This is a genomic window from Pseudovibrio japonicus, assembly GCF_014651595.1.
Lineage (GTDB): Bacteria > Pseudomonadota > Alphaproteobacteria > Rhizobiales > Stappiaceae > Pseudovibrio > Pseudovibrio japonicus.
The window spans coordinates 32,431-56,911 of sequence record NZ_BMXE01000001.1 but is presented as its reverse complement, the minus strand read 5'-3'; the positions used below and the strand labels follow the sequence as shown (position 1 = coordinate 56,911).

General features: G+C 48.0%; 23 protein-coding genes and 1 pseudogene. 9 read left to right on the top strand and 15 right to left on the bottom strand.

Features of this window, described 5'->3' with window-relative positions:
* The first annotated feature begins 312 nt into the window (after window positions 1–312).
* Both IE076_RS00275 and rfbC read left to right on the top strand, forming a co-directional pair.
* Window positions 313–1,170 carry a glycosyltransferase family 2 protein gene (locus tag IE076_RS00275; RefSeq protein WP_189434281.1) on the top strand — a complete coding sequence of 286 codons (858 nt, stop codon included), beginning with the start codon at window positions 313–315 and terminating at the stop codon, window positions 1,168–1,170.
* The gene (rfbC, locus tag IE076_RS00270) at window positions 1,133–1,732 is read left to right on the top strand and encodes a dTDP-4-dehydrorhamnose 3,5-epimerase (RefSeq protein ID WP_308936429.1); all 600 of its coding nucleotides are present in this window, start codon (window positions 1,133–1,135) and stop codon (window positions 1,730–1,732) included. Before IE076_RS00275 ends, rfbC begins: the two co-directional genes overlap by 38 nt.
* 8 nt (window positions 1,733–1,740) lie before the next feature.
* Here the strand turns inward: rfbC and IE076_RS00265 are convergent, their stop codons facing one another.
* From IE076_RS00265 to rfbB, 7 genes are all read right to left on the bottom strand, one after another.
* Window positions 1,741–2,796: a rhamnan synthesis F family protein gene (locus IE076_RS00265; RefSeq protein ID WP_189434279.1), complete on the bottom strand. Its 1,056-nt coding sequence runs from the start codon at window positions 2,794–2,796 to the stop codon at window positions 1,741–1,743.
* A gap of 29 nt (window positions 2,797–2,825) precedes the next feature.
* Window positions 2,826–3,944 (bottom strand): glycosyltransferase family 4 protein, encoded by a 1,119-nt coding sequence (locus IE076_RS00260; protein ID WP_189434278.1) that lies wholly within the window; start codon window positions 3,942–3,944, stop codon window positions 2,826–2,828.
* A gap of 38 nt (window positions 3,945–3,982) precedes the next feature.
* Window positions 3,983–4,690, bottom strand: a complete 708-nt coding sequence (locus tag IE076_RS00255; protein ID WP_189434277.1) for a sulfotransferase family protein — start codon at window positions 4,688–4,690, stop codon at window positions 3,983–3,985.
* A 96-nt stretch (window positions 4,691–4,786) separates the two neighbouring features.
* Window positions 4,787–5,566, bottom strand: a complete 780-nt coding sequence (locus IE076_RS00250; RefSeq protein ID WP_189434276.1) for a hypothetical protein — start codon at window positions 5,564–5,566, stop codon at window positions 4,787–4,789.
* Window positions 5,567–5,600: 34 nt separating this feature from the next.
* Entirely contained in the window at window positions 5,601–6,386 is a 786-nt protein-coding gene (gene rfbA, locus IE076_RS00245; RefSeq protein WP_189434275.1) for a glucose-1-phosphate thymidylyltransferase RfbA, read from the bottom strand.
* Window positions 6,383–7,273, bottom strand: coding sequence for a dTDP-4-dehydrorhamnose reductase (rfbD, locus tag IE076_RS00240; protein WP_189434274.1), 891 nt, complete (start codon window positions 7,271–7,273; stop codon window positions 6,383–6,385). Before rfbD ends, rfbA begins: the two co-directional genes overlap by 4 nt.
* Window position 7,274: 1 nt before the next feature.
* A complete protein-coding gene (gene rfbB, locus IE076_RS00235; RefSeq protein ID WP_189434272.1) occupies window positions 7,275–8,336 on the bottom strand; it encodes a dTDP-glucose 4,6-dehydratase in 1,062 nt (353 codons plus the stop codon).
* Window positions 8,337–9,038: 702 nt separating this feature from the next.
* Here rfbB and IE076_RS22950 point away from each other — a divergent pair.
* Complete coding sequence (locus IE076_RS22950; RefSeq protein ID WP_280514280.1) at window positions 9,039–9,170, top strand: hypothetical protein; 132 nt, start codon at window positions 9,039–9,041, stop codon at window positions 9,168–9,170.
* Window positions 9,171–9,214: 44 nt separating this feature from the next.
* On the opposite strand, the gene IE076_RS23050 is transcribed toward IE076_RS22950, so the two are convergent.
* Entirely contained in the window at window positions 9,215–9,367 is a 153-nt protein-coding gene (locus IE076_RS23050; protein WP_189434270.1) for an IS66 family transposase, read from the bottom strand.
* Window positions 9,368–9,599: 232 nt separating this feature from the next.
* On the opposite strand from IE076_RS23050, the gene IE076_RS00225 reads away from it, so the two are divergent.
* Window positions 9,600–10,091, top strand: coding sequence for a DoxX family protein (locus IE076_RS00225; RefSeq protein ID WP_189434268.1), 492 nt, complete (start codon window positions 9,600–9,602; stop codon window positions 10,089–10,091).
* Between the two features lie 163 nt (window positions 10,092–10,254).
* Here IE076_RS00225 and IE076_RS00220 read toward each other — a convergent pair whose 3' ends face one another.
* The 3 genes and pseudogenes from IE076_RS00220 to IE076_RS00210 form a co-directional block, all read right to left on the bottom strand.
* Window positions 10,255–10,392 (bottom strand): hypothetical protein, encoded by a 138-nt coding sequence (locus IE076_RS00220; RefSeq protein ID WP_209008734.1) that lies wholly within the window; start codon window positions 10,390–10,392, stop codon window positions 10,255–10,257.
* A gap of 54 nt (window positions 10,393–10,446) precedes the next feature.
* Window positions 10,447–11,199 carry a flavodoxin family protein gene (locus IE076_RS00215; RefSeq protein ID WP_189434266.1) on the bottom strand — a complete coding sequence of 251 codons (753 nt, stop codon included), beginning with the start codon at window positions 11,197–11,199 and terminating at the stop codon, window positions 10,447–10,449.
* A 143-nt stretch (window positions 11,200–11,342) separates the two neighbouring features.
* Window positions 11,343–11,788: pseudogene (locus IE076_RS00210) on the bottom strand (DDE-type integrase/transposase/recombinase); the annotation flags it as partial.
* Window positions 11,789–11,810: 22 nt separating this feature from the next.
* On the opposite strand from IE076_RS00210, the gene IE076_RS00205 reads away from it, so the two are divergent.
* Window positions 11,811–11,996 (top strand): hypothetical protein, encoded by a 186-nt coding sequence (locus IE076_RS00205; protein ID WP_189435642.1) that lies wholly within the window; start codon window positions 11,811–11,813, stop codon window positions 11,994–11,996.
* 186 nt (window positions 11,997–12,182) lie between these two features.
* A complete protein-coding gene (locus tag IE076_RS00200) occupies window positions 12,183–12,869 on the top strand; it encodes a hypothetical protein (RefSeq protein WP_189434264.1) in 687 nt (228 codons plus the stop codon).
* Window positions 12,870–13,058: 189 nt separating this feature from the next.
* Here the strand turns inward: IE076_RS00200 and IE076_RS00195 are convergent, their stop codons facing one another.
* Entirely contained in the window at window positions 13,059–14,687 is a 1,629-nt protein-coding gene (locus IE076_RS00195) for an FAD-dependent monooxygenase (RefSeq protein ID WP_189434262.1), read from the bottom strand.
* A gap of 611 nt (window positions 14,688–15,298) precedes the next feature.
* On the opposite strand from IE076_RS00195, the gene IE076_RS00190 reads away from it, so the two are divergent.
* From IE076_RS00190 to IE076_RS00180, 3 genes are all read left to right on the top strand, one after another.
* Window positions 15,299–15,463 (top strand): hypothetical protein, encoded by a 165-nt coding sequence (locus IE076_RS00190; RefSeq protein WP_189434260.1) that lies wholly within the window; start codon window positions 15,299–15,301, stop codon window positions 15,461–15,463.
* Window positions 15,464–15,474: 11 nt separating this feature from the next.
* Window positions 15,475–16,419, top strand: coding sequence for an acetamidase/formamidase family protein (locus tag IE076_RS00185; protein WP_189434258.1), 945 nt, complete (start codon window positions 15,475–15,477; stop codon window positions 16,417–16,419).
* Between the two features lie 369 nt (window positions 16,420–16,788).
* Window positions 16,789–18,327 (top strand): class I adenylate-forming enzyme family protein, encoded by a 1,539-nt coding sequence (locus IE076_RS00180; RefSeq protein WP_189434256.1) that lies wholly within the window; start codon window positions 16,789–16,791, stop codon window positions 18,325–18,327.
* 600 nt (window positions 18,328–18,927) lie between these two features.
* Here IE076_RS00180 and IE076_RS00175 read toward each other — a convergent pair.
* The 3 genes from IE076_RS00175 to IE076_RS00165 form a co-directional block, all read right to left on the bottom strand.
* Entirely contained in the window at window positions 18,928–19,527 is a 600-nt protein-coding gene (locus IE076_RS00175; RefSeq protein WP_189434254.1) for a 2-hydroxychromene-2-carboxylate isomerase, read from the bottom strand.
* Window positions 19,528–19,539: 12 nt separating this feature from the next.
* Window positions 19,540–20,277 (bottom strand): SDR family oxidoreductase, encoded by a 738-nt coding sequence (locus IE076_RS00170; RefSeq protein WP_189434253.1) that lies wholly within the window; start codon window positions 20,275–20,277, stop codon window positions 19,540–19,542.
* Window positions 20,278–20,572: 295 nt separating this feature from the next.
* A complete protein-coding gene (locus IE076_RS00165) occupies window positions 20,573–24,241 on the bottom strand; it encodes a vitamin B12-dependent ribonucleotide reductase (RefSeq protein ID WP_189434251.1) in 3,669 nt (1,222 codons plus the stop codon).
* Between the last annotated feature and the right edge of the window lie 240 nt (window positions 24,242–24,481).

Genomic DNA, 24,481 nt, shown 5'->3' with positions numbered 1-24,481 from the left:
GGCCTGCTCCGAAGCGCCGAGAATGTTGATCGTCGCACTTTTTGGTGGTGCGGCTGTAATTTCAAAAGAAACTGGTGGCTCAAAGAAGTAGATCGGGGATGCAATGTCGACACGCGAAACTGTGGGTGTCGATGATCTAGTGTTATCTAAGTAATTCCTAATTAACGATAATGAGTTGCGAGCTGAGTTGACAAAAGTTGGGCGTAGAAGGACCGAGAAATATTTTGATATCAAATATAGAGCGTGTGACGGAATAAACTTATGCCTCATTTGATACCCAATATGTGAAATCAATGAGTGGAACCGTAGAATATGCAGTTTGACAAAGATAGTGCACAGCGTTTCGTCATAGACATCGTACTTGTTAGTTATAATAGCCAAGATGTATTGGCAGGTGCCCTGACGGGCCTTCCTAAGTGGGCCAATAAAATTGTCGTCGACAATGCCAGCAGTGATGCAAGCACCGAAATAGCAAAGGAAAACGGTGCTGAAGTCATTATTTTAGAGAAGAATCTAGGTTTTGGAACTGCCTGCAATATTGGCGCACATTCTGGAAAAAGCCCATTTATATTGTTTCTCAACCCTGATGCAACAATAGCTCCTGCAGCTCTTAAGGCGCTTTTAGATCGGCTAGAGGAGTTTCCTCAGTGCGGAGCAATTTCGCCAAGGATTGATGATCCGAACGGCGAAGAATATTTTCACTCCCAACCACAGCTAGTGCCGTCCACGATCTCGACTAAACCACCAGAGTGCGCGGGTCCTGTTGCGGTCCTCTCCGGTGCCGTATTACTATGCCGCCGGGAAGCATTTGAAGCTGTAAATGGTTTCGATCAAGAGATTTTTCTATTCTATGAGGACGATGATTTATCGTTGAGGATTAAGCAAGCTGGGTGGACTCTTATGGTAGATCGCTCAGTACGGGCAATCCACTTAAAGGGAGGCTCGACAAAAGCATCCTGGCGCCTAAATGCCTTTAAAGCTTACCACAACGAGATTTCGAGTTTTTATGTCTCTCGAAAGTATGGAGTTCAACGCTCATTAAAGAAAGAAGCTGCCAGATCTCTTCGCCGCTTGCTACTGGCTTTATTGCTGTTCGATTACGAAAGATCTGCCCGGAATTGGGGACGCCTGAATGGACATTTCAAACTATGGAAAAATAACAACTATTGAGAAAAGAATGGACATTAGAAGACTATCGATTCCTGAGTTGATTGTTCTAACGCCAGACAGGTTTGGCGATGAGCGGGGATTCTTTTCAGAAACTTATTCAAAAAAGAAATTCGACGAGTTGATAGGTAAGCCAATCAACTTCGTGCAAGACAACCATTCATACTCCAGAGATCGAGGTGTACTTCGAGGCCTTCACTTCCAACGGGCACCTTTCGAGCAGAGCAAGTTGGTCAGGGTGTCACGCGGGCGGGTGTTTGATGTTGCGGTCGATATCAGAAGGTCATCTCCAACATATGGAAAATGGGCTGGGGTAGAACTCTCTGCTGAGGAAGGAAACCAGCTATTCATCCCAAAAGGTTTTCTCCATGGATTTTTGACTTTGGAAGCTAACACAGAATTCCAATACAAAGTCGACAATCCCTATTCTCCAGAACACGATGCTGGCGTTCAATGGAACGATCCTGATGTTAATATTGACTGGCCAATAGGCGCAGCTGATCCGATACTCTCTGAAAAGGATAGGAAGCTGCCGAGATTAAGTGCAGTGGACAACCTAATCTGAATTTGAGCTCATATATCGGGCAATGTATACGTTTTTCTCTTTCTAATGCCAATGAAAAAGTGCTTTTCCAGCCCATCTGGGAAAAGATGTACTGAATGGAAGTGCAAAAGGAGCTGAAAAATTAAGTTTTCTAATTCTTCTCTTGGGATATTCCCAGAGATATATTGTCCAGATTTAATTTTTAGGTATTCCGCAATTGGAGGAGGCGTGTTCAGTATGCTGCAAAGCTCAACCAACTCATTATCTACCAACCCGTTAAGGTAATCCGAATACTCACTCCTATTAACCAAGGTCTCTAAGGTGATATTATTCTTGATAATTGCTTGAGTTAAGCCTACTTCACCCTTCGAAATCGCATAGATACGATCTGATTTAGGAATAAAATCATCCCAAAATTTTACAAAAACCGGATCATGTAATAATCGCCTTTTGATTAATAGTAGATATGAACAAATGTGCCGGTTGGACTGATCAATGTTCTTTCCCTCCATTAATTTTCGAAAGTAATCTTCCGACCCACTGAAGTGAATATCAACATGTGAATATTCCTCAATTCCGACAAAATCACAGTTGGAGTTTTCCATACGTGGTATGAAAGATGTTTGGTTTGTTGTTGGAAATTCAATGGAGTCGTTAATTAGTAGTAGATACTCGGGATCAGATTTATTCTTTAAGAAGGATAGGGCGCTCTTATACCCGCCAAAATCATATCCATAATTAGGTCTTTGAATGACCACCCAGCCGTAAGATAGTAGTTTTTGCACTTCCCCTTCCGAGTGCCTACCATTTATCACGATTACCGGAGCATAACCAAGAGATATAAGGTGACGAAGTGAATGATAAGAATGGGAGCGGATACCATCGGGCTGGTGAACTAAATAAACTGCGACTTTTGCCGATGCGGCAATTTGACCATATTGCATCTTTGTAAGTCGATCTTCAAAATTTGAATAAAAAGAATCTGTAATTGTAATATTTAGTCTTTTATATACGCTTCGCGGCTGTCTAATGGCGATACGAAAAATCTCTCTTTTTACTTTAGATAATGCTGTTTTCTCTGTCATTTAACGCCACACTTCATAGTGAACCGTACTTACTGCTCGAAGCCAACGACGGACCTTTTTATCTTCTTCATTTCTTTTCTTAATTTGCTCAGAAAAGGGCGCGTCTTAACTTTGTTACATCGCGTATTTCTACTTAGATAATCTAGGTGCTTGGCAATTTTTGAACCTTGCTCATCATCACTAATTAATTGATGAGCTTTCAAGTATCCTGAATTTGGGATCTTCTGCCTAATTTGAGACGAAATTTCATACTGGATCATTGCATGGTTTTGAAAATGTTCCAGCTCAGACAATGAATTGCTATATCCATCAAGCACTTGAGCCCACAGACGTCTTGCAGAACGCTTGTTTCGCGTGCACTTGCCATTAAAATTGAAGTATTCAGCGCGCTCAAGATTTTGCTTACTCAACCAACCTGGCCCTCCAAAGTGGTCATAAACAAAAACTGGAACGCCTTCTGCCATGCAATACTGAACTGTTTTTCCAATTGAAATAACGACATCGTAAATTGACAAAAACTCTTGAGTTATCCGCTTGCGTTCATATTGGAGACCAAAGATATCAACGCTTGTTCCAAATCTCCTCGCCCTTTGCGCAAGTTTTCTTAACTCGTAAGGAACATGATTAGAAACTATCGCTATATTCGTTGGGTTACATTCATCATGACAAAATACACCCTTTCGCCCAGATGGCTCTCGGCATACATTAAAAAAGACGCATGTATCGATAGTGGAAGGAATTAGCTCCTTAACGTAATCCAGTGTCATTTTGCTATTACATAAAATTAGGAAACTCTCAAAATCGGGTGCCAAATCCTTCGGAATAGGGGGGGCTTCTAAAGGCTCTGTGACTGATAGTACACCATGCACGTGATGCCTTGCCTTAAGTTTTCTTTCTATATGGACGGCATGAAAGCAGCTAATATGATGCGTCCAAATTATGTCCCACTCATCACTTTCTGTCAGTTCAGAGATAAGCTTTGAGCTTAATTGCTTTGATCGCATTTCTGCGGCAATCTCGCCGCCGACCTCTAAAGATGCAAGCAACACCTCATGTCCCTGCTCTTGATAATAGATTGCTAGTTCAAGACAATGTAATTCCGAGCCAGCTAGGTTCACTAAACTACTATTACAGATTAATATTTTCATGACTGTATTTTAAAATCTCATAGTGTTGGCGAACTGCATCATCGTAAACTTCGGCGCAATTTCCAGACTCGATACTCAAGGAATCCGCACAGCCGAACAAACAGAAGTACCTCCCTTACTGTAAATGACTGTTGTCCGCCCGTTATTGAACGACCAACTACACCCTTTACGCGCTCTTTCGCGTTGTTCTGCATCTCATTCACACATTCGGAGATGTTCCGTGTTGAAATACCAAGAAACTTGAATATATTCTCAGCCGTGCCATGTTTATCGGCCATAAACCGTTCATAATCGACCAATAAAATTCTACTATCTTTAGGCAGTTTCACAATAATTTCTGTTGACTGTCGCCATTGTCGACATGATTTTTTAAAATTCGGCTCTTCTTCTAAAAAAGTTTCTTTTGCAACTTGAAGTGATTTTACAACGTCAACACCTGACCTAATTGGAATGATAATTTTGGAGTCTGGAAACACCTTCAAAATACGATTGATATGGAAGATATTGTCTGGTGTTTTCTCTAATAGATAAGGCGGAATACAATCAATTTTTTCGAAGCGATCGACGATCGCTTCATCGTTTGTGATGCGCCCAAATATTCCACTTTCCCATGTCTCTTTGGAATCAATATTAGTCCCTAACTCTCTGGCTGTTACATGATGAACGTCATAGCTCGCAGCGATGAGTCTTGTCAGTGCCGTGGTACCTGATCGAGGACTTCCTGCTATGAAAATTAGCTTCTTCATGACTTTGTTCTTCATTTGGTTTAACAGAGTTTGCTTTTCGAACTCTATATGCAAGTGCCGTCGGCAACTGGAGTAAATTTCACACCCTAAGCCACGTCAATTATCGAAAGTATTAAATTCATTTTCTACTTCCGCAATTTCATACATCCCCTTATTGGGGAATTCGAACGGTGTGCCAAAATTCCAATTATCGATATTTTTCCGCAAACTATCGAGAAACTTATTATCGGTAGTTGATGTATTTCTAAATTTACTATCAATATCTCGTCGCACTAGATTCATATGATACATAGCAACGCAATCAATAGAAAAGTGATGGTGTTTCTTAAGAAGAGTTTTTAGATTACGCGTGGGGTCAACCATCGGGATATAGTAGTTTTGTTTTGGCCGAAATTTCGACCACGGTTCAATCTTAGTTATTAACGATACGTTCGTACTATCAGGTAACTTTGAACGATAGCGAGGTGATTTTAGGTGAAAGAACGAAGCTGCGCTCGTACTATTGTATCCGTGTTCTGCAATTAGTCTTCTTGCAGAAATTAATTCAGTCTCTCTATAAAACTCATCTACATCCATCGTCATAAAATGAGTTGATTTACGTAATTTAGCAATTTTTAGACCCCAGTTTCTCTTATTTCGTTCATTCACGGATCTTGGTAAAGTTAGGTCGGGTTCGTATAAGCTTACATCATTGACCAATTTTTCTCCGATTGCATCTGATAGTGCGTCCAACGCTTCTTCGGAAATAGGCTCACCAGAATTAGAGGTTGCTTGGTATACGATTGAAACATGCTCAACCGAATTTGCGATAGACCTTAGTGACGCTAATAAATGTTCTTCGCCATTAAAATAATTGTATGATGCACTAAGAAGCATTGGACTAGACCTTTTGTTATTAATATAATTGTTCTTATTTGAGATTCATAAGATCTGAGATCTCATCCAAATCACCTATTTGAACACCCTGCCTAGCCTGTAGTGTCTGCACAAAGCTTGATGCTTGAAGAAGAGATTCAGGTGTCCCAGTATCTAGCCATGCATAGCCACGCCCCATTTTCTCCACCCTAAGCTTGCCGCGCTTGAGATATTCCAGATTTACGTCGGTAATCTCTAGTTCGCCTCTCGCTGATGGCTCTATCTCTGAGGCAACTTTGACCACATCACTGTCATAGAAATATAATCCGGTAACCGCGTAGTTAGACTTGGGCACCAGTGGTTTTTCTTCGATGTTGAGCGCCATTCCTTCATTATCAAAGGATACGACGCCATATCTTTCAGGATTAGCAACTTGATAGGCAAAAACAGTCGCGCCAGACTTCAATGTGGCTGCCAATTTCAATTGCTTAGTCAAACCGTGTCCATAAAAAATGTTGTCGCCAAGTATCAATGCAACGGGTTCACCGCCGATAAAGTCTTTACCGATAATGAATGCTTGGGCGATACCGTCAGGAGAAGGTTGTTCAGCGTAAGAAATTGAGATTCCCCATTGTGAACCGTCTCCCAAAAGACGTTTGAATCCTGGTAAATCAACAGGTGTCGAAATAATCAGGACCTCTTGAATGCCAGCCAGCATTAACACCGAAAGCGGGTAATAGATCATCGGTTTGTCGTAGACAGGCAACAATTGTTTTGACACTGCAAGTGTCACCGGATGAAGGCGTGTTCCTGACCCGCCAGCAAGAATTATTCCCTTCATTGCGCTTCTCTTTTTCTTTTGGCTATTGTCGCAATTGTTCTTTGAGCACCAAGCTTCCATCCCGGCAAAGACAATCCCTTTTCGGCCAGTAGACTACAGGCCAGACGAGTGTCCTTTGCTCTATCTGCAGGGGTTGGAAATTCTGAGCTTGGTATTGGCTCCAGCTCAGGGACGCGTTTCAATAGATTATATTGGAGCGCAAGAGAAAATATACTCTCAGCGAAACCGCTCCAGCTGGTGCCGCCAACAGAAGAGGCGTGATAAAGGCCACTTAGTTCCGGGCCATTAAGCGGCGACACAGCTGCCTTAATGGTATCGGCTAAATCTAAAGCACAGGTAGGATTGCCAAACTGATCAGAAACAATGCGGAGGCTATCTCGCTTTGTTGCAAGATCAAGCATCGTGGTCAAAAAGTTCTTCCCGTAAGGGCTATGTAACCAAGAAGTCCTAAAAATGAGACTGTTACCGCTCACATCAAGCACAGCCTTCTCGCCATCTCGCTTTGTTTGTCCGTAATGGTTTAACGGCTTAGCACAATGAAGCTCTGTATAAGGACGTCCTAGGTCACCATCGAATACATAGTCCGTTGATATATGGACGAATTTGCAATCATTACGCGCGGACCAAAGTGCCATTCCCGCTGGCGCTTTCGTATTTACAAAAAAGGCAGCTTCACGATCTCGTTCTGCTAGGTCTACTGCTGTATAGGCTGTTGCGTTTATAAGTATTGTAGGTTGAAGTTCATCGAGTAACATTGGAATAGCATCGAGATGTCTGACGTCTAACTGTTCACGGCCTACAAATACTGGACTATCTGAAACGCTAGCATAGCTATCATTTAAAGAGCGTGCCAATTGTCCAGTTGCTCCAACAACAACAATACTCATGCTATATCACCTCACCGGGAATATTTTCCGCAAGGCCGAGACGTTTGCCTTTGGGCTTTTTTTGCCACCAACTCTGGTTATTTAAGTACCAAAGGGCGGTCTTCTCCAGGCCACTTTCAAACGTTTCTTTCGGAGACCAGCCGAGTTCTCGCTCAATTTTATCGGTATTTACGCCATAACGAAGATCGTGTCCGGGCCGATCAGAGACAAAAGAGACATGACGTTCATGAGGCGCACCGTTTGGATGGTGCTTATCAAGAATACTGCAGATTTGCCTTACGACTTCGATATTTGTTTTTTCCGACTTTCCGCCAACGTTGTAGGTCTCTCCAACAACACCTTTTGCCAGAATATTGAGTAAAGCGTCAGCATGATCTTCAACGAATAGCCAATCTCGAATGTTTTCGCCCGTACCATACACGGGAATAGTAGCACCCTGTATCGCCTTGATAATAGTCAGCGGAATAAGCTTTTCTGGAAACTGCCAATGACCATAGTTGTTAGAACAATTCGAAATCAAGGCCGGAAGGCCGTAGGTCTCGAACCAAGCACGTACAAGATGGTCAGAACTTGCTTTGCTAGCCGAATACGGTGAATTTGGCGTATAGGCAGTTGTTTCGGTAAATGTCGGGTCGTCTATTTTTAGAGTTCCGTAGACTTCGTCAGTTGATATGTGATGGAACCTAAACGATTTCCTGTTTCGAGGAGCCAGTGACTTCCAATGACGAAGTGACGCCTGAAGAAGGTTAAATGTGCCAATGATATTAGTCTCGATAAAGGTAGCGGGGCTATCGATTGATCGGTCAACATGACTTTCCGCAGCCAAATGCATTACTGCATCTGGAGAATAACGTGCAAACACTTCTTCGAGAGCAATAGCATCACGAATATCAATCTGTCTAAAACTATACTTCTTAGAGCTACCACAACCTTCCAAGGCTTCGGGCATTGCCGCGTAAGTAAGAGCGTCAATATTGAGAACTTCGTGTTCGGTTTCATGCAAAATATGTCGGATAAGGGCTGATCCAATGAAACCAGCGCCTCCCGTAACCAAGATCTTCATGTTCTTATATTGACCTATAGCTTATCTTCATATGGGAGTTCTTACAGGGGGGTGTCTATAATTATTCCTAATCTCAAGTGCGGAACAGAATTTCCCTGAACTAAACTATTTCCCTCACAAAGACTTATTATATTCTCTCCTAAGGGACGATCCTCGCTAGTACATAATTATGGGCATTAAATGACAACCCCAGTTTCAATAGAGCGCTCTTCGTTTTTGGACCTCCGGGCTTGAGATTTTTCCAGGGTGCCCAACTGAGAGTATTGTCTGCTGAGCATTTTCGAGTGCTACAGTATTTTGCTTCTTGGTTCTAAATAACAAACAACCTCTGACCAAGGTCCTCTGCCATATGAGCAAAAGCTACCAGGCCTGGAAGGATGCCAAAGGCAATGACATGCCGGTCGAAACCTAGGATATGGCAACTGTTCTGTTCGAGCTTGCAAATGGCGGAATGGCACAATTCAGCTCAGCCGCTCCGCATGGGGCCTTAAACGCCGCATTACCCTGCAGATCTTCGGCTCCAAAGGCTCCATCGTATATGATCAGGAGCGCATGAACGAACTGTACATCTATAGGGCCTAGGGTCGTCCTGCAGCTCGAGGCTACAAGACCATTCTGGCTGGCCGCGCGCACCCGCCCTATGACCGCTTCATCCCAGCGCCGGGCTAGAGCCTTGGCTTTAATAACCTGAAGGTTATCGAGGTGAGCGAAATCCTAAAAAGGCTGCAGAGCGAAGAAGCCAACCTGATTGACTTCGAAAAAGGCATTCTCATAGATGGCATCGTTCAATCCATGACAAAGTCCCACGAGCAAGCCTGCGGGATTACCGTTTAAGCCAGTATCCGGCCCGCAAAGTAACCAAAGCCGCCCTGAGAACATCATTTTTTGCAATTAAGGGCAACCGTACGAATGGTACACTCCACACTGTTGCTGGCCAGTTCAATTCGGCCATCTTCGAGGAACAGGGTGAGGCAGCTCGAGTATTTGGTGATGCATTTGGGTGCGCCGCCAAGTGGAGAATTACTTGACATTCTGGCCGGTGCCCAGCGAGCCGGTCGTCAAACTCATCGATGTGTGACTTGCTCAGCTCCTCATGTCGCGCAAGACTGAAAAAGTTTGCGATACAACCGCCTTGTTAGGGCTTAATCGGGGTTTGACAGAGCCAATTGAGTTTGTATGGTCTGTTTTCCAGCGGAGGCCGGTCTTTTTTATGAATAACCGCAGCCAGTTTTTGAGCTGCGCGTAATCAGGTAAGGACACAAAGTGAAGCCTATTTTTCTCAGCAGGTACGAAGAAACCGCTTGCGCTAGTGCCATCATATTTATTCGCCTAGCAGTTGGCCTGACGGTTTTCTTTCCAGAAGGGCTCCAGAAGCTGCTGTTCGCCGACATTCTCGGGGCCGGACGTTTTGCCGGAATCGGTATTCCTTTTCCGGAGTTTTTCGGCCCCTTTGTGGGAGTAGTTGAAATCCTGTGCGGTTTGATGATCATCTTCGGGGTCTTCACACGCTTGGCGACCATCCCACTGATTATCACCATGTGCGTTGCACTGCTGTCCACCAAGCTACCAATCCTGCTAGGGCACGATTGGTGGCTTTTTAACGTACCCGAAATGAACCGCTATGGTTTTTGGAGCGCGCAGCACGAGGCCAGAGCGGACATGACGATGTTGCTGAGTCTTATCTTTCTCTTTATCGCCGGCAGCGGACGCTGGTCATTCGATCACTGGCTGAGGGCCCGCCAAGCAGATCACTAGGGGCAATGCTAAGTTGTTTGATGCCAGATTTTAACTTATTAAATCCCTAGGAAAATACCGAGCTCTTTTGCCAGTCTGAAGGGGTATCGTCTTCCCCATGAAGTCATTGGGCTCTGTTGCATCTTTTGAGTTAAGGCACAAATAACCCTTCTCGAGGCGCAATTCAGGCGTGAATTCCATAGAGCCGGTTTGGATCCGGGCTGTCCAATTTGATAAGGTGAGCTCGATGCTGAAATGTCATCATCATCGCATCGACGACATCAGCCACACCAAGGCCGCCCACGAGTTCTCTAAGGCCCATTGATTACTTCCTTTTGTATGGAAATGGCGCCTACGTCTGGCGCCGCTGTACTTATCAATCAGGCAAATTGGCGCGCATGTGCTGGATCGCGAGTTTCATAGCCTCAGCCTTCACCTTATTCTGCATCATCATCTTTGCATTGTGCTCAGCGATATTGATCGGGTAAGGGTTGTCCCGCAGAAGCTTTGCGGCGAAAAGCAAGTTGATGGCTGTCAGTTCCGCATTTCGGCGTACGTAGGGGGAAAGCTCGCCGCCTGCTTCGATATAGCTCGCACCCGGCCCGGCATCGCCAACCCAATAGAGATCAGTATTAGGCGGCACCGTTACACCGAAATGAAGGAGGTTCGCAAAGGTGTTGGCAATGCAGTCGTGACTTCCGTCTTCATTGCCGGTGACGACGCAGCCAGCGACCGAACCATAAAGTGGAAACTGTCCGGTCTTTTCACACATGACCGTCTTGGTGGTGCCGTCGAGCCGTTCGATCACGCGTTGTATAACGGAAGAGCGAACGCCCATCCAGATTGGCATCGCTGGTACTATAATATTGCAACGCTTAATCTTTTCGAGGATCTGTGGCCACTCGTCACCTTCACCTTCGTCATTGGCGACGCCCGGTTTGACGTTGTAATCGACAACACGAACGGTCTCAGTCTCAATGCTCGGTTCGTGTGCTTTCAGTCTTTCAATTAGAAGATTGCAAAGCGCTTCTGTGTTCGATACTTCGGGTCCATTCTTCAACGTACAATTTAGAAAGAGTGCGTTAAGCGGTCCCTGTTTCTTCATTTCGTGAAACACTGAAAATACCATCTGCTAGTCCATTTATTATTTATTATTTTTTCGGCCTTCAGCCTTAAGATGCACTGTCGTAGAATAAAATGACAATATTTTGAAGTATTACTCCACTTTTAGCTATAATGACTTGACTTCCCTTTGCGTCAATACTTTGGCGGCGTTGTGTAGGCCGTCTCTCTCAACTTGAACCCAAGCATTTGGTTTAAAGACGCGTATGAGCTTGCCGTGATCGGCTTCGATCACATTGTTGACATACTTGATCTGTCGGTGAATGGTGTCTGGCGGGCATTTGCCCTCGCGTTTCAACTCACCAATAACAACACCATATGTGGCAGCCTTGTCAGTTTTGGTGATACGAGGCTTTTCCCACTCTTTAAAACCATTTAGCGTTTCGGCAAGAACTCGTTTAACCGCGAGGAATTACGGGTTGGCGACAGAAAAATCGATGGTTCTGCCCTAGTCATCCGCCGCGCGATATTGATAGAACCACTTTCCCTTGATCTTTAGAAAGGTCAACTTTGACGCCACGCTCATTCAGCATTTCCTCAAGATCACGGTAGCTGATGCCATATTTGCAATACCACCTCACAGCCCAATGAATGATCTCTCCCTGGAACTGACGCTACTTGAATTCTGACATCGCAATTCCCCCGCAACGTAAGGATCATGCAGGCAGTGCTTCAAACTTGCAACAGAGCCCGAAAGGAAGCTGGCGAAAACTACTCGGCTCTGCCGATCTTGGCAAAGTCATCACAGGGATCAATTTCAAAGACGGTATCGAACAACCTGAATCCGAGAATAAAGCTGCTTAAGAAAACGCTGATACACCAGAATTGACAATATCGCGTTTTACGCTTGGCCTACGTCAGGAGGACCGTGTCTAATCTGTTCTCGAGACTGTGTATGGCCTTTTAGTGTTATTTCGGCGACACTATCCTCTGATTATCTGCGAGGTCCCATGAGTTATTTAGTGCTGATTTGTGAAGGTATGACCAATAGTGGCTGGTAAGTTTCTTCAGGGAATACGTTCGAAAAGAGCAAGGTACTTAAGTCTACTTTTGCGCTGGGGAGTGCTGATCGGGGTAGTTGTTTTGATCAACTATTTTGTTTCCAGCCTGCTTGATGTCTATGTGGAGCAGCCGACCCTGCAGGCGGGGATGGTGTTCGGCTCAACTATTCTTCTGCTTCTGGTCTTATACGCAGTATTGCTGGCGATACCTTTTTTTCCAGGTGCAGAAGTAGGCATACTCATTTTAACGACACAAGGTAGTTCGGCGGCACCGTTTGTGTACCTTGCAACTATTCTGGGCCTGCTAACGAGCTATTTCGTTGGTTTGGCGTTTTCCTCTCGACTAAAATATACCTTGCTGAAGTCTCTTGGACTGCAACGAACCGCAGAATTCGTTAAATCGATGCAGGGTTTAGCGCCGCAAGAACGTCTGCTCTTATTGCAGGAGAGTGCGCCGAGCTGGATAGGAAACTGGGTGCTAAGCAGACGGTATATCTTAATAGCTTTACTGTTGAACCTTCCAGGAAATAGTGTGATAGGAGGAGGAGGAGGGATACTTTTCCTATCAGGATTAAGCCGCTTGTTTTCTAACTTTTATATTGTGCTTACAATTACGCTTGCAGTATTGCCGGTTCCAGCATTGGTGTATTTCTTCGGGGTGGATTTGATCAAATAATGTCGCCATCAAAGACGGCGATTGGACAACACGGCAAAACTACAGACAAGTAAAAAACAAGGACCTTTGCCCGTCTATGCGCGGCATTCCTTGCTCAATCAGGACTTCAACCTCACGTAATTTTCTGGTTTGGGTCGCTTGTTTCCCATGTCTGATTCTGCGTTTTCCTAATCATAAACGCGGACCAGTTCATTGGGGGCGGCTTATACAGGCCTGCATCACCTCAGCCAGGTAGTTGCCCACCCCTTTGGCTTTAGACGTGCGGTAAGAGATATAACCATCTGGACGGATCAGATAGAGACCGCCATCCAGCATGCCGTACCGTTGGGTGAATTGTGCTTGCGGGTCGTACAGCAGCCTGAAATCCTTTGGCAGGTTCCTCCGGCCTTTACCGATGGAAACCAGATACTTTTCAATCCAAGGTAATCTCTTCGTCCACTTCGATAGAAGCGCCGTAGTGTCGCCGTCCCCTAACTCTCCGGCGAATAAAAATAATGCGTGATTTGGCCCTCCTAGCAGTGAGAAGAGATCGCAGGTCTGGCCTTCGTATGTCAATCCTTCCACATTGCGTGCTTCTGAACCGGGCTTAACCTGACGGGAAAGGCCTGAGCTGTCATCCCGGCTGAGCGGGCTGGCACTATAATCGAGATCCAGTTCTTCAAAGTTGCGATAGAAGCTCATTAAATCGTCAGGGTTCATCTGAAAGCCCTTAATAAGGGTTTCTTTCTGAGCCTTTGTCATGAAGCGATAAGAGTCATTGGGCTCGGTCAAATCGCGTGTGCCTGCGATCATCTTTTCGGCAACTGGCCGTCTCTCGGCTTCATAACTATCGAGGAGGGCGTCTGAGACCAACCCTTTACTGGCGAGCGCCAGTTTCCAGGCTAAGTTGCAGGCATCTTGTATGCCTGTGTTCATGCCGTGGCCACCGACAAGGGAGTTGATATGGGCCGCATCACCGGCAAGAAAAACACGTCCCTGTCGAAAACGGTCTGCAAGGCGATACCCAATGCGAAAGTAATTGAGCCACCGGGCATCGCGCAAACGATAGTTGCCTCCAGACCGCCTGTCTACCAGCGCCTGCACTTCAGCCAAACTCGGGGTTCCATCTGCCGAGTATGCTTGCGGCAAACTTGCTACGACCTGGCGACGCCCAGCATCCAAGATGAAAAAATAGAGGGGTCCGTCCCGATGCAAGAAAGAAAAATATGCATGCGCGGGATCGTCGTTTTCAATTATGACGTCGGCAAGAATGTAGGGATAACGGCTTTGCCACCCTGGAAACTCAATACCAAGAAGATGTCGAGTGGTACTGTGCGCACCATCGCACCCGACCAACCAGGAGGCTTCGGCTCGGCATTCACTACCATCTGGATCTCTGAGACGCACCCGAACGGAGGTGGCGTCCTGCTCTAAGGCAAACAGGTTTGTGCTGCGTTCAACGTTGACACCCAAATCTCTTAGCTTTTTCTCAAGCAAGTGCTCAATCCGCTTTTGGGAATATGCAGTTGCAAAGGGAAATGGTGAGTCGACAGGCGGATTTGCGGTCTCCAGAACAAGTTGACCTTCCTCAAACAATCGCATTCCGCGAAGCTGCTGACCATTGGTGACGATCTCTTTTGAGATGCCCAAATTTTCCATGAGCTCTAACGAGCGCGAATGTAACACCGTCGCACGTGAATGTGGATCGATGCCGGGAGAACTGTCTATAATCCGTACCGAGAGCCCCTGACGCCGCAAGCGGATTGCCAGCATCAATCCGGTGGTGCGGCCACCGGCTACCAAGACATCGCAGCGTTTGAAGTTGTCTGACACCATCATCAAGCACTTTCTTGTTGTCTTCTATGCAGCGCCGCCGTGTCGTTTGCTTCTACCTACTAATTTCCTGAATGGATTCTAACGCATTATGAACGCAAGGTAAGTACTTTCAGCCGCAGCTTAGAAAGTGTAAATGGGGCCTCCTCAAAACGTATCGAATCCGCCGCCACGTGCAAAAATTCGTTTGGTGCCCGAAGAAGATGCTAACGAGCGCTGAGGGCATCCCTGACATTCTGCAATGTGAAGGTACACGGGAATAGGAATGCCCCGAATGGGCTCATTAGAGCTTGTTTCTCGCGTATCGCTGTATCTTCTCTTTCAATTTTCGGGATCTAAAGAAACTAGTCCGACCTTTGCGCAGCAATGTTTCTCGAAGTGTTTCAGAGCCATTATGTGGGGTACTTAGGGTCAAGAATCCGCCAAGAAGTTCACCCTCAGGGGGTAATCAACAACCGACTGTAAAAAGACCCGTTCAGTACACTTGGGACTATCTAACTACCTGCAATTACAAGGTATCTGAAAGTGTTTTGCACCTCCGGATTATGTTGGTACCCCCATATAACGGCCCAAACCTCCCCTGATCTTGGCTCTTGTTCAGGCGGGAACACGCGTTAATGAGGTGGCGCGAAACCTTCTTGGCATTTCAGGAAGATGCCCTATGGGTGCCAATATTCAATGTGCAACATTTCACCAATCGCTCAGTAAAACTGGAGGGTCTTGACGGCAAATCTGGAGACCCTGTCTACTACGATTACGTCTATCTCAACGAAGCTAATTAAAGGCGGCCAATATGTGTAATGCTCCAAATTATACCATCCACCGACACCAACATCATTTTGGGTGGGACAATTCAATTGCACCTGTTGAGAGAGTTGCTCCAGGAAGTTCTCTTGAGTTTATTTGTATGGACTGTTCTGCAGGGCAGGTAACCAGAGATAGCACCGCCGCGGATATTCCTCAGTTAAACTTTGAACGCATCAACCCAGTTACTGGCCCTATCTTCATTGATGGGGCCGAACCGGGAGACATCGTCAAAGTAACCATTCAGCACTTCAAGCCTTCGGGTTTCGGATGGACTGCTAATATTCCCGGTTTTGGACTGCTTGCCGACCAGTTCAAAGACCCGGCTCTCACCCTATGGAGTTACGATCCGCATACCATGACGCCGGCAGCATTTGGGGCGCAAGGGGCAGTGCCTCTCAAACCATTTGCGGGAACGATCGGACTTGCTCTTGCTGAGCCGGGCTTACATTCTGTGGTGCCGCCTCGTGCCGTGGGGGGGAACTTAGATATTCGGGATCTATCCGTTGGTTCAGAGTTATATCTTCCGGTTCAGGTCGCGGGCGGGTTGTTCTCTATAGGAGACACGCACGCGGCACAAGGCGACGGAGAGGTATGCGGCACGGCCATTGAAAGTCAGATGGATGTTACGGTTAAACTGGACCTGATCAAGCAAACACCTTTGACGATGCCTCGCTTTACCACTCAGGGTCCGGTGACACGTCACCTCGATTCAAAAGGGTATGATGTAACGACCGGCATTGGAGAAGACCTGATGGCTGGGGCGAAAGCAGCGGTCTCGAATATGATCGACTTGTTGAGTAGCAGGCATAACCTAAATCCAGTTGACGCTTACATGCTCTGCTCGACCTGCGGTGATCTCCGTATTTCAGAAATTGTCGATATGCCTAACTGGGTGGTGTCGTTCTACTTTCCGCGCATCGTTTTTGATTGAAGCTTCGTCCTCGTCACCCAACCTTTGACAGGCATTGTTAAGTTGATTGATTTTGGTGACGTCGCTCCGAAAAAGGCCCCGAACTCATTTGTCCGCCTTAAAGGCTTTTCTTTCCCCGCGAAGTCATAGAGTATGCAGTTTGGGCTGGCCAATGAACTTGGGATCTTCATGAATGCTGCGTAGCAACTAAGAAATAAGTTGGTGTGCGCCGTCATTGAATGAACTTCACAAAGCTGGCTTTTGAATTGTGGAGTGTTTGGCCTTTACAATTATTGACAGATGCCTCGGTCAGTGTTTGTTTTTCAAATGGAGCCAAACGCTGCAAATTCAGTCAAATAAGGTGCGGCGCTCACAAAGGGGAGATATTTGATGAACCGCATCCACGAAATGCTGCAGGTAAGCTCTCAAATAACTCCCCAAAGCCTTGCGCTGATCGACCCTAATGGGCGCCCTCTGACCTATCATGAGCTCATGCAGGCGGTCGATCAGGCTCAAGCCGCGCTTGTTCGCTTTGATGTGAGGGCAGGGGACCGAGTGATGATAATCGGCGAAAACTCGGTAGAGATGATCGCCTTTCTGTTTGCCTGTAGTCGCCTTGATGCTTGGGCAATCCCTTCAAACGCCAGAATGTCAGCCCTGGAACTTGATCGAATTGCCAAACATGCCGCCGTGCGGACGATTGTGACAACAGACGGTGTCTCCCTCAACGCTGTGCAACACGCGGCACGTCTTGGAGCAAATCCGGCGACAGGAGGTTTCGGCTCCGTATCTATTAGTGACGCTCGGCCTTGCGAAGTGGAGCCTACCAGTCCATCGGCGGCAGAGCAGGTAGCTGTGCTCATGTATACAACCGGTACGACAGGGGACCCCAAGGGGGTGATGATCACCCACGCAAACTTGCTCTTCGCGGCAAATGCTTCAGCTACGGTGAGATCATTAAAGGTGGAAGACCTGGTTTATTGCGCGCTGCCCTTTTCGCACATTTTCGGGCTTGCCTCAGCGCTGCTTGCCTCATTATCGGTTGGGGCAGGCTTACAATTACAAACCCGCTTTACGGCAGAAAGCCTCTATGAAGCACTCAAGAGCGGCGTAACAGTTTTGCCCGCGGTTCCGCAGATGCATGCGCTTTTGATGGAGTTTGTGCGGGAAAAGGGTCTCGATAAGCTCAAAGCGCCTCAGCTGCGTTATGTCTCGTCAGGTGCCGCACCGCTGGATCCTGCTTGGAAGCGTCGTGCCGAGGCGTTTTATGGCGTAGCCGTGCAGAACGGCTATGGTATGACCGAGACGACTGCAGGCATTTCGACGACCAGTTTTGAGATCGGCAACCCGAACATCAGCACCGGTAAACCGCTTGATGGGACAGAGGCAAAAGTCGTCTCTGCTCCTGACCAGGACGATTTGCAAGAGGGAGTTGGCGAAATTCTTGTCCGCGGACCTCACGTGATGAAGGGGTACTACAAAAACCCAGCGGAGACTGCAAAAGTGCACAGGGCAGATGGTTTCTTGCATACAGGCGATTTGGGACGGTTTGACGAAGACGGTAATCTGGAAGTTGTGGGACGATGCAAGGAGCTCATCATCTCTGGTGGCTTTAACATTTACCCGCCAGAGGTTGAGGCGGCGCTCAATGACCATCCGGCAATCATACAGGCTGCCGTTGTGGGCAGAAAGCTCGAAGGCGGAAACGAAGAAGTTCTTGCCTTCGCACAGGTGGCCGACCTTGAGAGCATCAGCAAGTTCGCCTTGAAGGAACATCTGATGTCCCGCCTAGCCCCCTATAAACATCCTGCGCAAATTGTTTTCACCATGGCTTTGCCAGCAGCTTCAACCGGAAAAATATTGAAACACAAGCTGATTGAGACTTTTCAGGATGATTTGGAAAGCGAGTGCACCAAGCAGCCTGTCTAAGCAAACGGCCTAGCGTATGAGGATATGTTGAACCGGGGCAAAAAAGGTGCTGTAAGAAGCACCCTCCAGTTTTCCCTACCGCAGTTTTTGGTAATCAGGCTTGCGCTGTGCCAGAAGGCTGAACTGGTTCGGGAAAGCAAAAATACGTTCCAACAGGTGAGGCCTATGCCAAGCACGAATGTCTGGTTTGGTCATACTGCAATACGCAGCACCTGCGAATGCCTATGCGCCGCTATATGGCAGCTAAAGGCTTATTTGAGCTTGTTTCGCGCCTATCGTTGTATCTTCTCTCTCAATTTTGGGGATCTAAAGAAACTAGTCCGACCTTTGCGCAATAATGTTTCTTAAAATGCAATTTAAAAAGTCAAAGACCTCCACCAGAGATGGAAATTTATTAATACTGGACTTCGCTATGGAATTCGCTGCCGACGTGACAGGTTGAGAAAAAGAGAAAACGAGACATTTTGGTTTTGCGAACTGAACGATAATGCGAAGAAGAGGATGTCAGCTTAAGGCGACTTACGACTTGCTGCACACGCGAAGGTTCCTGCACTTATAAATGTCTGCAATAGGCTCGATTTCAGGCTAATCGTGACCAGTCTAATATAGCTCTTCTTCGACCTGATTAAGACGATCTTTGCCGAAGAACATCTCGTCACCAATATAAAACGTGGGCACGCCAAAGGCGCCGCGATCAACTGCGGCTTCGGTGTTCGAGACCAGTTTGGCCTTCACTTCCGGGTTTTGGCTCTGTTCCAGCAAGTGTGCCCCATCCAACCCGGCATCGGTCATTGCTGTGACAAAGACGTTTGGGTCGTCCATCTTTAACCCATCCTCCCACATATGTTTCATACCGGCCTCGACATATTCTGCCAGACGGCCATCCATTTCTGCCGCTATTGCTCCCCGCATCAGGAGGAGGGTGTTCACTGGGAAATTCGGGTTGAATTTGAACTCTGAAAGCCCATGTTTTTTGATGAAACGTCCCATCTCAACACGCTCATAATCCAGTTTTCCTTTGACCCCGCCGAACGCTATCATGGGAGATCTGTTGCCCGTGGCCTTGAATATGCCGCCCAAAAGGCAGGGAATGATGTTCAGGTTTGTGCTGGTGCGTTCAAGGATCGCCGGAAGGACCTTGTATGAAAAATAGGCATTAGGGCTGGCGAAGTCAAAAATGAAATCTATGGTCTTCTTCATCTAATCTATTTCCTACCAAGTCTCTTTCCAAGGGCGCAGGTCAAGTTCATGCGTCCAGGCCGTACGCGGCTGCTTGTGTAGCATGACGTAGTTTTGGGCGATGTGATCGGGGTTGAGGATTGCATCATCCTCGCGAAACGCTTCCACGTTAGGTACATTTTCACGAATGAAGTTTGAATCGATTGCACCATCGATAATGGTGTGTGCTACATGAATGTTCTTTGGACCAAGCTCACGCGCCATAGATTGAGCAAGAGCACGTAGGCTATGCTTTGCGCCAGCGAAGGCGGCACTTGACTCGCGCCCGCGAACACTCGCTGTTGCACCTGTAAAGATGATAGTTCCATGACCACGCTTAAGCATGACCTTCGCCACTTCGCGCCCCATTAGGAAACCGGCAAAGCAGCCCATCTCCCAAACCTTCCGATAGACGCGGCTCGTTGTCTGGGTTATTGGAAACCGGACGTTTGCGCCAATGTTAAACACTGCTACTTCAATCGGAGCGATCTCTGTTTCGATCTTCTCGACGAGTGCCGTCATATCATTTTCTTCGCGCGCATCAGCGGGGAGGGCAACAGCTTGGTAGCCTTCATCCCGGATTGATTTGGCCAGAGCTTCGAGTGCGCCAGCGTGTCGAGGCCTCCGAACCAGACACGAAACCATGTGTTCGCGCGCAAAGGCCCGTCCAATCGCTGCACCCGTATCATCGCCTGCACCGATGACAAGACATGCTTTCTTATCCGCTTGCATGCACCCCCCTTTTATGTCGGATGACCCTTCTGCACCTTGCTCGCCATTTTTCGCGGCGGGTAACACAATGGTACAAGAAGACAACCATTAGGCGATGTTACACAAACTAGGTCAAGCGATTATATGGCTTTATCAGGTTCGCCGGACGCACACAGCTAAACAATGTTTCTTGAAATGAAAATATTAAAACAATAATGGCTCTGAAATGCTTCAGAGCCATCATTTGGGGTATCTAGGGTCAAAAATCCCCCTAAAAGCGCACCCCTAGGGGGTAATCAACAACCGACTTAGCGCATTAACTGCAGCCGCTGGTGGAGCCGCAGGTGTCGCACTTCAGGCAGGTGCCGTTGCGCACCATGGTGAAGTTACCGCACTCTGCGCAGCTTTCGCCTTCATAACCCTTCATGCGTGCCTGAGCGACCTGACTGGCAACAGATGGCTGAGCTGCAGGTGTTGCAGTGCCAACAGCAGCTGTTGCCGTTGCTTCACCACCGCGCTGGAAGGCTGTTGCAATCGCATCAGACTGCGCTGAGATCGCACCTGCCAGCTGAACAGCCGGGTCACCACCTGGAACCAGACGGAACTTCTCGGTCTGACCACGTACAAGGCCGTGAGACACGATAGCAGGACCACCGTCCTCACCCTGACCTTCAGTAGAAGAGCGGGAGGTCGAAGTCGCACTGTCCAGTGCTTCCGGTGGAACATGTGCCAGATCGTTGCGACCTAGATAAGACACAGCCAACTCACGGAAAATGTAGTCAAGAATGGAAGTTGCATTCTTGATTGCATCATTGCCCATCACCATGCCAGCAGGCTCGAAACGGGTGAAGGTGAATGCGTCAACATATTCTTCCAAAGGCACGCCGTACTGTAGGCCAAGAGAAATCGCGATTGCGAAGTTATTCATCAACGAGCGGAAGGCAGCGCCTTCTTTGTGCATGTCGATGAAGATTTCGCCGATACGGCCATCCTCGTATTCACCAGTGGTCAGGTACACTTTGTGGCCACCAACGGAGGCCTTTTGTGTGTAACCCTTACGGCGGTTTGGCAGCTTCTCACGGTTGCGAACAGCCCGTTCAATAACACGCTCAACAATACGCTCAGCAACGGCTTCAGCGCGCGCAGCCTGCGGCTGTGCGATGATGTCATCAACGGTGTCTTCTGCCTCGTCGTCTTCATCTTCCAGAAGCTGTGCATTGAGCGGCTGAGACAGCTTGGAACCATCACGGTAAAGCGCGTTTGCCTTCAGGCCCAGCTTCCAGGAAAGCATGTAAGCGTCTTTACAGTCTTCAACACTGGCAGAGTTTGCCATGTTGATGGTCTTGGAGATCGCACCAGAGATGAACGGCTGAGCCGCTGCCATCATCTGGATGTGGCTGTTAACAGACAGGAAGCGCTTACCAATGCGGCCACATGGGTTCGCACAGTCAAATACAGGGTAATGCTCTTCCTTCAGGTGCGGGGCACCTTCCAGCGTCATGGCACCACAAACGTGGGTGTTTGCCGCTTCAATATCTGCCTTGCTGAAGCCCATATGGGTCAGAAGGTCAAACTCCATGTCTTCCAGCTGCTCAGTAGAAACGCCCAGTTTACCGGTCAATAGCTCGTCACCAAGGGTCCAGCGGTTGAACACAAACTTGATGTCGAAGGCTGAGCCAAGCGCACCGGAAAGCTTTTCAAACGCTGCATCATCAAAGCCTTTGGCCCGCAGGCTGGCTTCATTGATTGCAGGGGCCTGAGAGATGGAGCCATGACCAACGGCATAAGCTTCAATCTCGCCGATTTCTGCTTCAGAGTAACCCAGAGCACGCAGTGCTTCAGGAACCGCGCGGTTGATGATCTTGAAGTAACCGCCGCCAGCAAGCTTCTTGAACTTCACAAGCGCAAAGTCAGGCTCAATACCGGTGGTGTCACAGTCCATCACCAGACCAATGGTTCCGGTTGGTGCAATCACAGTGGTCTGCGCGTTGCGGTAACCGTGCTTCTCGCCAAGCTCCAGCGCCTTGTCCCATGCCAGACGGGCACGTTCAACAAGCACGTCCTGCGGACAGTTGGTAGCATCCAGTGGAACGGGCAAGGTGCTGAGCTTCTCGTAACCCTTTGTCTCACTGTGAGCTGCACGGCGGTGGTTGCGGATGACCCGCAGCATGTCCTTGGCGTTTTCCTCATAGCGAGGGAAGGAGCCCAGTTCACCAGCCATTTCAGCAGATGTGGCATAACACACACCGGTCATGATCGCTGTGATGGCACCACAAAGCGCACGGCCTTCGTCACTGTCATAAGCAATACCGGAGGTCATCAGCAGGCCGCCGATGTTGGCGTAGCCCAGACCTGTGGTGCGGTATTCGTAAGATAGCTGTGCAATCTGCTTGGATGGGAACTGCGCCATCATGACGGAGATCTCAAGCACAATCTGCCAGAGGCGGGTTGCATGCTCAAACTTGTCAAAATCGAACTGGCGGTCGTCCTTGCGGAACTGCAAGAGGTTCAGGGATGCAAGGTTACACGCGGTGTCATCCAGGAACATGTATTCAGAACATGGGTTGGATGCGCGGATCTCGCCGCCCTGCGGGCAGGTGTGCCACTCATTGATTGTGGTGTGGTACTGAAGGCCCGGATCAGCAGACGCCCATGCAGCGTAACCAATCTGTTCCCAAAGCTCGGCAGCTTTAATGGTCTTCTTGGTTTCACCGTCAATACGGCCAGTCAGATCCCAGTCACCGTCTGCGGTCACAGCTTTCAGGAAGCCATCGGTCACACGAACGGAGTTGTTGGAGTTCTGGCCGGAAACGGTCAAATACGCTTCAGAATCCCAGTCTGTATTATAAGTTGGGAATTCAATGGTCTTGTAACCCTGACGCGCGAACTGAACCACACGCTGGATGTAGTTGTCAGGAACCATGGCCTTCTTGGCAGCGCGCATTTCGCGCTTCAGGGCAGGGTTCTTTTTCGGGTCAAAGCAATCGTCGCCGCTGCCTTCGCAGTTGACGCAAGCCTTCATCACCGCCTGCAGGTGCTTCTGACAGATCTTGGAACCGGTTACGATCGCCGCAACTTTCTGTTCCTCATGCACCTTCCAGGTCACGAATTCTTCAATATCTGGATGGTCGATGTCGACCACAACCATCTTCGCCGCACGGCGTGTGGTACCACCGGACTTGATCGCGCCCGCTGCACGGTCGCCGATCTTCAGGAAGCTCATCAGGCCGGAGGACTTGCCGCCGCCCGCCAGACGCTCACCGCTTGCACGCAAGGAGGAGAAGTTGGTGCCGGTGCCGGAGCCGTATTTGAACAGACGTGCTTCACGAACCCACAGGTCCATGATGCCGTTCTCATTCACCAGATCATCATCAACGGACTGAATGAAGCAGGCATGTGGCTGCGGATGCTCGTAGGCAGTCGCAGAACGGGTCAGTTCGCCGGTTTCAAAGTCAACGTAATGGTGACCCTGGCTTGGGCCATCAATGCCATACGCCCAGTGCAGGCCGGTGTTGAACCACTGAGGGGAGTTTGGTGCAACCTTCTGGGTGGCAAGCATATAGCGCAGTTCGTCATAAAACGCCTGTGCGTCTGCTTCACTGTCGAAGTAGCCGCCTTTCCAGCCCCAATAGGTCCATGTACCCGCCAGACGGTCGAAGACCTGACGACTGTCGATCTCGGAACCGAAGCGCTTGTCCTTCGCCATCTTGGCAAGGGCTTTGTCATCCGGTGCCTTGCGCCACAGCCAGGAAGGAACAGTGTTCTCTTCAACAGCCTTCAGCTTCGCAGGCACGCCTGCCTTACGAAAGTACTTTTGCGCAAGAATGTCTGAGGCAACCTGAGAGAACTGTTTTGGAACCTGAATGTTCTCGAGGCGAAACACAACGGAGCCATCCGGGTTACGGATTTCGCTCGTTGCATTACAGAATTCAATATCTGCGTAGGGGGATTTTCCTTCCGCAGTATATCGCCGTTCAATTCTCATATTTAGCCCCTTATCGCACCCGGTTTAGACCACCGCGGTGCATCTCGGTTTTAAGAGATCAGATAGCTAAGATTGTAACCAAAATTCCGCCGCCGGTTCTGATTATTCCGCTATCTGGTATTTGTCCTTGTTAACGCAGGTAAAGTGGCGCGCTTTTGATGCTGTTACAATATCTAGTGTGCCGATAATATATTAACACAATATTTAGGCTGCAATTGGCAAAAAAAAGCGACCGCTTGA